This window comes from Microcystis sp. M083S1 (assembly GCF_020246405.1).
GTDB lineage: Bacteria > Cyanobacteriota > Cyanobacteriia > Cyanobacteriales > Microcystaceae > Microcystis > Microcystis aeruginosa_C.
Genome location: NZ_JADBTB010000148.1, coordinates 1 through 9666, shown reverse-complemented (window position 1 = coordinate 9666; position 9666 = coordinate 1). Strand labels below are relative to the sequence as shown.

The window sequence follows — 9666 nt, the reverse complement described above, 5'->3', positions numbered from 1 at the left end:
TCAGTAAAAACTCAAATCAATTTGGTCGAAATATCTATATTACATTTTGGGCGCACGCGATGCGCCCCTACCATTGGCGCAATAATATTATTGTAGGGGCGAATTGCATTCGCCCTCTTTTAATCACTTTTACTGCTCACCTATATGTGAGAGAAAGTCAGAGAAAGGATTGAGAGTAAGACAAGTTTTAATTAATTCCTCCACTCCCAGGACTGGATAAATAGGGACTCTTAACTGATTAATAACAGTTTCTAGGGTGATATCATCTAAAAATACCGCTTCCCCATGCTTAAGCATGAGAGAAGGTAATAAAACCCCATCCCCAAGATTTTTACCTTGTAATCCTTTGAGAATATCTTGCCCAGTTAATAAACCCGTAACCGTGATTTCCTGCCCCCAATAATCACTATTTAAAGCCACTAATTCCACGGTTAAACCCCGCACCTTATTTAACTGTTTAACTAGGGGTTGAAAAGCTTGTTCTACGGCATTTCCCACTACCCATACCAACCGTCTAGAGGGAGTAATTTGAGCAGGCAATAACTTCTTAGCTGTCTTCTGGAAATCCCTAATAAATTGACGAATCGAGCCAACTCCGTTACCGATTTGGGGATAGTCTTCGTAGTGAGATTGAGGGGGTAAATCGACTCGGGCAATTAAAAACCATTCATCGGCTAACCATACCACATTACTGCCAAATTCTTGACGAAATTTTTTCTGTAAAGTTTGTACTTGTTCAATCACTTCTCGCGCTTTTTCTTGGCTAACAGGAATTAATTCATCTTCTTGGGGACGAAAGCGGGTTAATCCCACGGGAACTACGGCAATCGACTCCACACAGGGAATATCTCCCCGATGAAAAGAAACCAGATCTAACAGGGTTCTTTCGAGATGAATTCCATCATTAATATTGGGACAAACTACCACTTGTGCATGAATTTGTAATTGTCTGGCTTGTAGCCATTTTAAATGGTCTAAAATTTGACCAGCGCGGGGATTTTTTAAGAGACGAATTCTCAGATCGGGTTCCGTGGCATGAACGGACACAAAAAGCGGTGAGATTCGCATCTTTTCGATCCGCTGCCATTCTTTTGAGGTGAGATTAGTTAAGGTTAAATAACTGCCATAGAGAAAACTTAAGCGATAGTCATCATCTTTATAGTATAAAGTTTCTCTTTTGCCCTCTGGTTGTTGATCGATAAAGCAAAAAGGACATTTATTATTGCACTGAATTAAGCCATCAAAAAGGGCAGTTTCAAACTCTAAACCTAAGTCTTCATGATAATCTTTTTCGATTTTTACTTGGTGAGTTTTGCCCTGACTATCAAGCACTTCTAGGGTTAAAAATTCATCGGCACATAAAAATTGATAATCGATTAAGTCCCGGGGACGATTACCATTAATAGAGACGAGCGCATCCCCGATTTCAAAACCTATCTCGGCGGCGATCGAATCTGGGATGACACCAGTAATTTTAGCTGGACGAATAGTTAATTCACTCATATTTTTAGGTTGCCATCCAATTATTTAACTGCATTTCCCAGAGAGTCTTTGGCTGCGTTTTAATATTTGTCAAGTTAATTCTACAGCATTTTAGGGCGATCGCTGTTAGGGATTGGGGAAAAAACCAAAAAGTTTAGCAGCCCCTCCTAAAATGGCTACAACCAGAGCGATGAGAATCCCCCGATTGGTAAATTCCTGATAGGCAACTCTTGCAGTTAACCCTTTAATTTCTGTGGTTAGTCGCTCATCCAAGGCTTTAATCTCCCCTTTGAGTTCGACTTGTCCTATTTCCACTTTTGTCAACCGTTCTTCTATCTTATCAAATCTCTCATCTACCTGATCAAATCCCTCATCGATCCGTTTTTCCAGAGAGTCGATTTTCCCCTCAATCCTTGTCAAAACAGCTTCTAGGGAATAAGTGACGGTTTCGTTAGCCATTTTCTGTCTCCTTTAGCTCTTCTGGATTCACTATCGTGATCTCAATATCAGTATCGCTGATTTTTGCCTCCCAGTTTCAATCTCTAATAGGGGTTAAGATTAATGGGAACGCTGTAGGGTTGATTCATGAATCAACCCTACAAAGTTTTAATCTCTAATAGGGGTTAAGATTAATTGGAACGCTGTAGGGTTCTGGGACTGCGGAGAGGCAAAAGGAAGAATAAATAATCAATTTTTAATAACTGGATTTAGTATAATGGCAAAAAACCCATCTTTGTTCAAGATGGGGTAAGGCAAAAATCAAATCAATCTAAACAGTAACAGGTTCTCGATCGAGGGGTTTAACGCGATCGAGCAGTGCTTGCAATTGTTCCCCTTCAATCACCTCTTTACTGAGGATTTCTTGGGCAATTTCTTCGAGTAAATCGCGATTTTGAGCAAGGATATCCAGGGCCTGCTGATGACCATTTTCGACAATCTCTTTCACTTCATTATCGATCGCTTTGGCCGTATCATCGCTCACCAAACGCCGGGGATTCATCATGCCATCTCCCAGAAAACTATTCTGTTGACCTTTTTCGTAGGCTAGGGGGCCAAGGGTCTTACTCATACCATAGGTTGTCACCATGCGTTCGGCCAAGTCTGTCGCCCGCTGCAGGTCATTAGCGGCCCCAGTAGTAATACTACCGAAGATAATTTCTTCGGCAGCCCGACCGCCTAAAAGAGTAGCAATTTGGTCGCGTAATTCCGTATCATCCATAAGGAAACGGTCTTCCGTGGGCATTTGCAGGGTATAACCGAGGGCTGCCATGCCGCGAGGCACGATCGAAATCTTAGCAACTTTACCACCCCCCGGCATAACTGCACCGACGAGAGCGTGACCAACTTCGTGATAAGCGACGATTTTCTTCTCTTTTTCCGAGAGAACCCGGCTTTTCTTCTCTAAACCCGCCACTACCCGCTCGATTGCCTCATTAAAGTCCTCTTGGGCGACGGTGCTGCGTTGATTGCGGGCTGCCAATAAAGCGGCCTCATTGACTAGATTAGCTAAGTCAGCACCAGCAAAACCGGGGGTACGGGTAGCAATCTGTTTTAAATCTGCATCCGAGCCTAATTTTACCTTACCTGCGTAGATTTCGAGGATTTTTAAGCGTCCAGCCAGATCGGGGCGATCAACTAACACTTGGCGATCAAAACGGCCGGGGCGTAAAAGGGCGGGATCAAGAGTTTCGGGGCGATTAGTGGCGGCCAGCACGATCACCGTCGCATCACCAGCGTTAAAACCGTCCATTTCCGTCAATAATTGGTTTAAAGTCTGTTCCCGTTCATCGTTACCCCCCATAAAATTACCGTTAGCGCGAGATTTACCGATCGCGTCTAATTCATCGATAAAAATAATACAGGGGGCTTTTTTCTTGGCCTGTTCAAACAGATCCCGCACTCGGGCTGCCCCTGCACCGACAAAGAGTTCCACGAATTCCGAACCTGAGATACTAAAGAAAGGAACCCCCGCTTCTCCTGCGACTGCTTTTGCCAGCAGGGTTTTTCCTGTCCCCGGCGGACCGACTAAGAGGACACCCTTGGGAATCCGCGCCCCGATTTGAATGTAACGTTGGGGATATTTGAGAAATTCGACGATTTCGGCCAATTCGGTTTTCGCTTCTTCCACACCGGCCACATCTTCAAAAGTGGTTTTGGTGGTGTCTCCTTCCACATAGACTTTAGCGCGACTTTTGGTAATCGATAAAGCCCCAGCTGGACCACCGCCACCGCTGCGAGCGAGGAAAAATTGCCAAATACCAACAAAAATCAGGGGAGGAATCACCCAACTAAGGACACTACCAATCCAGCCATTTTTTGGTGGTGGTGCGGCGGCGAATTCTACGCCCTTGGCTTCTAGACGTTTGGGCAATTCTAGGTCAAAAATCGGTGTAGTGCTGAAAATTCGTCCGTAGTTGCCCTCTTGGTCGTTTTTAAGCTGATAACGAATCTCATTCTGTCCCACGGATACCCTAGCGACGTTGCCATCTTCCACTTGGTCGATAAAAAGACTATAGGGAACTTTGGGGACGCTAGGGCCAAATAATTGCGGAAAAAGGAGGTTAACAATCAGAAATAAGCCGCCCACGGCTAATAAAACATTACCGATCAGGCGGGATTGTGAAGGAGGTTTGCTTTTTATACTCATTGCTGGGCCTGATTCATTAAAATTAGTCTCTATCCTTCCCCCATTGTAGGCTGTTGACCGCTCAAGTTCAGATTGAATCAGGCGGGGGGATTACCGTCGTCTTCGGGCGGTTTTTGCTCTAGTAAAGCCTCTAGACGGGTTTGGGCAAGCTCAAAATCCGGCGCAATCCCTAAAGCTTTTTGATAACAGGCGATCGCTGCTTGGGTTTCGCCCAAATTTTCTAGGGTACTGCCGCGATTGTACCAAGCTTGATAAAAATTATCGTCCGCTTCTAGCACCTGTTGCCAACATTCTAAGGCTTCTTGCCAACGTTGCAGTCCGTATAGGGCGCTGCCTCTAGCGTTAATGACTTGGTGATCGTTGGGGGTGATTTCTAGGGCGCGATCATAACTATTTAACGCCTCTTCGTAGTTACCGATCATGGCTAAGGCACCACCACGATTATGCCAGGCCGAGGCTAATTGGGGATCGATCGTCAAGGCCTGTTCCCAATCAGCGATCGCATTTGACCAATTGCCTAAATTTGCCTGTTCTAAGCCCTGATTAAACCAATCTGCGGCAGTTTCAGGGTTTTTACCCTCCTGGGGGGAAAATTGAGCGATCAGACTATTAATAATGCTTTCTGCGTCCTTATTTTCGATGCCTAATTGTTCGGCCATTTGGCCCGCTAGGGTAGGATCGTTGTGCAGACGGTTAAATAATTCATCGAGGGTGAGGGTTTCTAATTGGGGATTTTCCGAGTCAGCACCGTTAAAATCGCTAGTTTCACCCGAATATAAGAGATTTTCTGGGGGTTGCGGCAGGGAATAACTGCCAAGGTCCTCATCGTCGCCGGCGTATTCCCAGATTAAAGTGGCAGTTTCTTTGGTGTAGAGTTGATAACCGATCTCGTAGGAAGCTTCACCAATACGTTCAATACCGGGGAAAGCGCGGGCTAATTCTCCTAAACGGATCATTCTGCTGGCGAGAAGTTGGTTAAGGGAAGCGGAGGATTGCAGACGTGTCCCAAAGCGCTCTAACCATTCTACCCAATCTTTTTGCCGACCTCGATCGCCCAGTTTCTCAAAAAATCTCAGAATTCTGCCTTCGTGCCAACCGTGGGACACTCCATCGAGTAACTGCATATAGAGAAACTCGTAATCTGTATCGGTTAGGGGAACAGATTCGATCGCTTGTACTTTCCCCTTTCCCCCTTGTCCCCCCAAAAGTCGGGTAAAAAAGTTTTCGATCGCACGCCAAAGTTTTCTTAAAAGTCCCTGCATTCTAATCTCGACACTGGTTTTATTAATCTTGCAAGCATCACCCAATTAGTCTAGCAGTTATCAGTTATCGGGGATTGACTCTCCCCCGCTAACCGCTCGCGCGGTGTAGCGGGGGATTCTCGGTTCTTAGGCTTTTAACTAGATCGACCGAGTTTAACCCAGTCGATCCCCGTCAAATCGCCTCCGCGAGCGTTTTCTAACACGGTCAGTCCGACCGCGTTTTTTCCTCGGTTCTCAATTACCTTCGCTGATGCCGTATCTCTCGGTTCAATGTGGCCGCAAGAATCACACCGGTGAACTCTTTCCGATAACGCTTTTTTACCAGTAATTGCGCCACAATTCGGACACTCTTGCGAGGTTCCGTTTTTATCAACCTTAAGATAATATTTTCCCCGTTTCCAAGCGACAAACGGTAATATCTCGTTAATAAAACTACCGATACCTGAATCCAGAGATTGTTTTCTAACGATCCCTCTAGACCAGGAAACGAAGTTAATATCTTCAACAAAGATATTATCAGCGAGATCGCAAAGGTAATGAGCTAACTTAAAGTGCCAATCTCTACGAGTATTAGACACTTTTTCATGTAATCTCGCTATCTTCTCCTGAAGTTTTAACCAATTGCTAGAGCCTTTAGTTTTCCGTTTCAAGCGTCTTTGTAGCAATTTAAGCTTACTCTGTACTTTCAACAAAAATCGAGGGGCTTTGATTAAATCTCCCCGTGAAGTAGCAACAAAACTCTCAATTCCCGCGTCAATTCCTAAACAGGTTTTCCCCACTGTCATATCGGGAACTAATTCCGTAGATTGGAAGGAAACCGAAACGTAAAATCCCGACGCTTTTTGGATAATTCGAGCTTGTTTAGGCTCGAACCCAGACGGGTATTCTCTAGATTGCCTGATTCTAATTTTTCCCAATTGTGGAAAATTTAAGTATTCGTCACCTAGAAAGCTTTTTGACAGCGCAGGAAAAACAAAACTCCGCATCTTTTTCTTAAATCTAGGAAAGCCGAAGCCTTTCGATTTCATCTGGTTAAACGCCTTATCTAAAGTTTTTAAGACTTGCTGTAAAACTTGAGCGTTAACCGTCTTTAATATCGGGTAAACTTTTTTAGCTTCCGTTAGATTTTTAGCTTGAACGAAGTAATTAGGATAGGGTTCATCCGCAGGAATTATGTACTCGGAAACTAGCGAACAGTGATCCGCAAGACACTTTCGAGAGTTTAACCAATCTTTCCGTTCTGAAAGAGCGTAATTATAAACGCTTTTGCAAACATCAAGAATGTGGATTATCTCCTGTTCCTGTTGTCTGTTTACCTTTAGTTTGTACTGGTAGGTAAGCGTTATCACTGTCTTTCGTGAGCGTGATGTATAGTTAAATTATAACACTTACTGCCTAGGATATCAACTATAGCGGTTCTCACACCTGTGTGGCACAGTTTAACCTTTGCTAATTAAGCTTTTCACCATCGATAATGTATCTCTTGCGAACAGGAAACGCTATAATTACAATCATGGACCAAACTAATCGCTAACCTTAAAACAGTTAGTAGTCGCTTAATTAGACAAGAATTTCCGTATTTGGCGGCCGAGTATTTCGACAACAAACCCTATTTTTGGACGGGAGCTTATTTCGTGGCTAGTTGTGGCGACGTTACTGTCGAACAACTAAAAAAATACGTCGAGAACCAAAACTCCCCGAAAGTGGAAACGCTACCGCGTTAGTTTTATTCTGGTCGCGATTCATCTCGCTCCATTGAGATAGTTTTGATTCCCGCTCTGGCCCGGTCGGGAGGAAATAATACCAATTCTCCAAAGTCTGACTACAGAAGTTTAATCCCCCTAAATCCCCCTTAAAAAGGGTGACTTAAATTCGATGTGTAGTTTTCATTTAGAGAAATGGTATAAGCATATTCCAGAAAAAGGGTTTTTTTGAGAAACCCGTTTTCTAACTGATAACTCAAAAAGATTGGGATTGAATGGCCGTGATTACCACCGTATTGATAATATCGGGAACGGTACAACCGCGACTGAGATCATTGACGGGTTTTTTTAATCCCTGTAGGATTGGACCAATCGCTAAAGCTTTCGTTTCCCGCTGCACGGCTTTATAAGTATTATTACCTGTATTCAGGTCAGGAAAAATAAACACCGTTGCTTGGCCCGCCACCTCTGACCCCGGCATTTTTTGGGCGGCTACTTCCCTATCCACGGCCGCATCGTACTGAATCGGGCCTTCTAGCTTCAAATCGGGGCGTTTTTCCCTAGCGATTTTGGTCGCTTGTCGTACTTTTTCCACGTCTTCTCCCTGGCCCGATTGACCCGAAGAATAGGAAAGCAGGGCGATTCGCGGTTCGATTCCGAATTTTTGGGCAGTTTCAGCAGAAGATAGGGCGATTTCGGCTAATTCCTCGGCACTGGGGTCGGGATTGACCGCACAATCCCCATAGACCAAGACCCGATCCTCTAGACACATAAAAAAGACCGAGGAGACGATCGCACAATCGGGCTTAGTTTTGATAATCTGGAGTGCAGGCCGAATCGTGTGTTGAGTGGTATGCACTGCCCCCGATACCATACCATCAGCATCGCCCTGATACACCATTAAAGTGCCAAAATAGGAGACATCCTGTGCATAATCCCGGGCCATATCCAGATTCATTCCCTTGGCTTTTCTCGCTTCGTAGAGGGTCTGCACATAGCTTTCAAAATGGGGACTAGCCACGGGGTCAATAATTTGCAGGCGATCGAGATCGAGAGTGATACCATGTTTTTTAATCACCATTGCGATCTCGTCCGGTTGTCCCAAAAGGGTTAAATCGACGATATCCTGTTCGATTAAAACTGTGGCCGCCTGGAGGATGCGCGGTTCGGTCCCTTCGGCCAAAACGATGTGACGTTTTTGCGCTTTGGCCTGTTGTACGAGATTATAGGTGAACATCTTCGGGGTAATCCCCTGGGTCCGCAAAGTGCGAATTTGCGCTTCTAGGCGATCAAGATTGATGTTACTGTGAAAAAGCTGCAGACTGAGGTTAATTTTATCGTAGTCCGTCGAGGTCAGGGTGGTTCGCACTTGGTGGATGCGTTCGGCCGTAGTGTAGGTATCGGTGGTGACGGAGAGAATCGGTAAGGGATCGGGCAAACCGTCAATTAAACGGGCGATCGAAGGATTGAGGTTATGACCTGCTGTTAAGACTATACCGGCTAATTGGGGATAATTGGCCGATTGGTGGGCTTGTAACATCCCGATAATCACATCGCCGCGATCCCAAGGGGTGATAATTAAGCTATCTTCTTTTAGCCGCTCTAGGGCATTTTGCATCTGCATGGCCACCACCAGAAAGTTACTAGCTAAACTGTCTAATCTCTGCTGTCCGTAGAGAACTTTTGCCTGTAATTGTTGGGCGATTTCTGCCACTCGCGGGCTGCTCAGTTTGGCATTGTGGGGAATCACTCCTAGGGCATATTCTTGGGGGGGAAAAATTTTAGTCAGGGTTTTCCGTAATTCCTCTATTTTTTCCTCTTCAGCTTGATTGATAATAATCCCAATCACCGTACAACCTTTATCTTGGTAGGTGTCGCAGGAAATCAGGATCGGACTAAGGGCATCTTCGATACTGCGATTGTGGGCATTACCTAATATTAAGATGGGATGGCCGAGATTTTTGGCAATTTCTGTATTTAGTTCAAATTCAAAGGCGGAATTTTCTTGCAGATAATCGGAACCTTCACAGAGGATAAAATCATATTTTTTTTCTAAGTTTTTAAACTTTTTGATAATTCTTTCGATGATTTCATCAAATTTTTGTTGTACCAATAAATCCTTAACTTCTTCGTAACATAAACCGAAGGCTTCTTCGTAGGTTTGTTCTAATTTAAAATAATTGAGGATTAAGTCAATGTCTTCGTCCCGATGACCTTCGGAACAGTCGAGAACAATTGGCTGGAAAAAAGCAACTTTATTAGTTTTGCGGAGAATTAAGTCAATAATTCCTAAAGCGACTAACGCTTTACCGCTTCCCGTTGCCGTCGTGCTGATATATAAAGAGTTAGTCATAGGTAGAGAAGAATAATAACAGGAGTGGGATTTAATTGGGCCACCCCAACCTTGAGGTGAGCGATTGATCCCCCCTTAATCCCCCCTTAATAAGGTGGTTTTGATCCCCCCTTAATAAGGTGGTTTTGATCCCCCCTTAATAAGGTGGTTTTGATCCCCCCTTAATAAGGTGGTTTTGATCCCCCCTTAATAAGGTGGTTTTGATCCCCCCTTAATCCC

Annotated in this window: 6 protein-coding genes and 1 pseudogene; 1 reads left to right on the top strand and 6 read right to left on the bottom strand. The window is 44.5% G+C overall.

Annotated features, from left to right (window positions below; genetic code table 11):
* Positions 1-129: 129 nt before the first annotated feature.
* The 5 genes from IM450_RS14330 to IM450_RS14310 all read right to left on the bottom strand — a co-directional run bounded on the left by IM450_RS14330 (position 130) and on the right by IM450_RS14310 (position 6740).
* Complete coding sequence (locus IM450_RS14330) at positions 130-1503, bottom strand: TIGR03279 family radical SAM protein (RefSeq protein ID WP_287666499.1); 1374 nt, start codon at positions 1501-1503, stop codon at positions 130-132.
* 105 nt (positions 1504-1608) lie between these two features.
* The gene (locus IM450_RS14325) at positions 1609-1941 is read right to left on the bottom strand and encodes a DUF4164 family protein (RefSeq protein WP_287720643.1); all 333 of its coding nucleotides are present in this window, start codon (positions 1939-1941) and stop codon (positions 1609-1611) included.
* 310 nt (positions 1942-2251) lie between these two features.
* On the bottom strand, positions 2252-4129 hold the full coding sequence (gene ftsH4, locus IM450_RS14320; RefSeq protein ID WP_287666496.1) for an ATP-dependent zinc metalloprotease FtsH4: 1878 nt from the start codon (positions 4127-4129) through the stop codon (positions 2252-2254).
* A gap of 77 nt (positions 4130-4206) precedes the next feature.
* On the bottom strand, positions 4207-5391 hold the full coding sequence (locus IM450_RS14315; protein ID WP_002801042.1) for a tetratricopeptide repeat protein: 1185 nt from the start codon (positions 5389-5391) through the stop codon (positions 4207-4209).
* A 134-nt stretch (positions 5392-5525) separates the two neighbouring features.
* Positions 5526-6740, bottom strand: a complete 1215-nt coding sequence (locus IM450_RS14310; protein WP_287720641.1) for an RNA-guided endonuclease InsQ/TnpB family protein — start codon at positions 6738-6740, stop codon at positions 5526-5528.
* A gap of 168 nt (positions 6741-6908) precedes the next feature.
* On the opposite strand from IM450_RS14310, the pseudogene IM450_RS14305 reads away from it, so the two are divergent.
* Positions 6909-7115, top strand: a pseudogene (locus tag IM450_RS14305) (IS200/IS605 family transposase); the annotation flags it as partial.
* Positions 7116-7350: 235 nt separating this feature from the next.
* On the opposite strand, the gene pta reads toward IM450_RS14305, so the two are convergent.
* Entirely contained in the window at positions 7351-9447 is a 2097-nt protein-coding gene (pta, locus tag IM450_RS14300) for a phosphate acetyltransferase (protein WP_002801840.1), read from the bottom strand.
* Positions 9448-9666 lie beyond the last annotated feature (219 nt).

Coding starts and splice junctions, on each gene's coding strand:
- ftsH4 (WP_287666496.1), bottom strand. CDS start 4,129: ATGAGTATAAAAAGCAAACCTCCTTCACAATCCCGCCTGATCGGTAAT.
- IM450_RS14315 (WP_002801042.1), bottom strand. CDS start 5,391: ATGCAGGGACTTTTAAGAAAACTTTGGCGTGCGATCGAAAACTTTTTT.
- IM450_RS14325 (WP_287720643.1), bottom strand. CDS start 1,941: ATGGCTAACGAAACCGTCACTTATTCCCTAGAAGCTGTTTTGACAAGG.
- pta (WP_002801840.1), bottom strand. CDS start 9,447: ATGACTAACTCTTTATATATCAGCACGACGGCAACGGGAAGCGGTAAA.
- IM450_RS14330 (WP_287666499.1), bottom strand. CDS start 1,503: ATGAGTGAATTAACTATTCGTCCAGCTAAAATTACTGGTGTCATCCCA.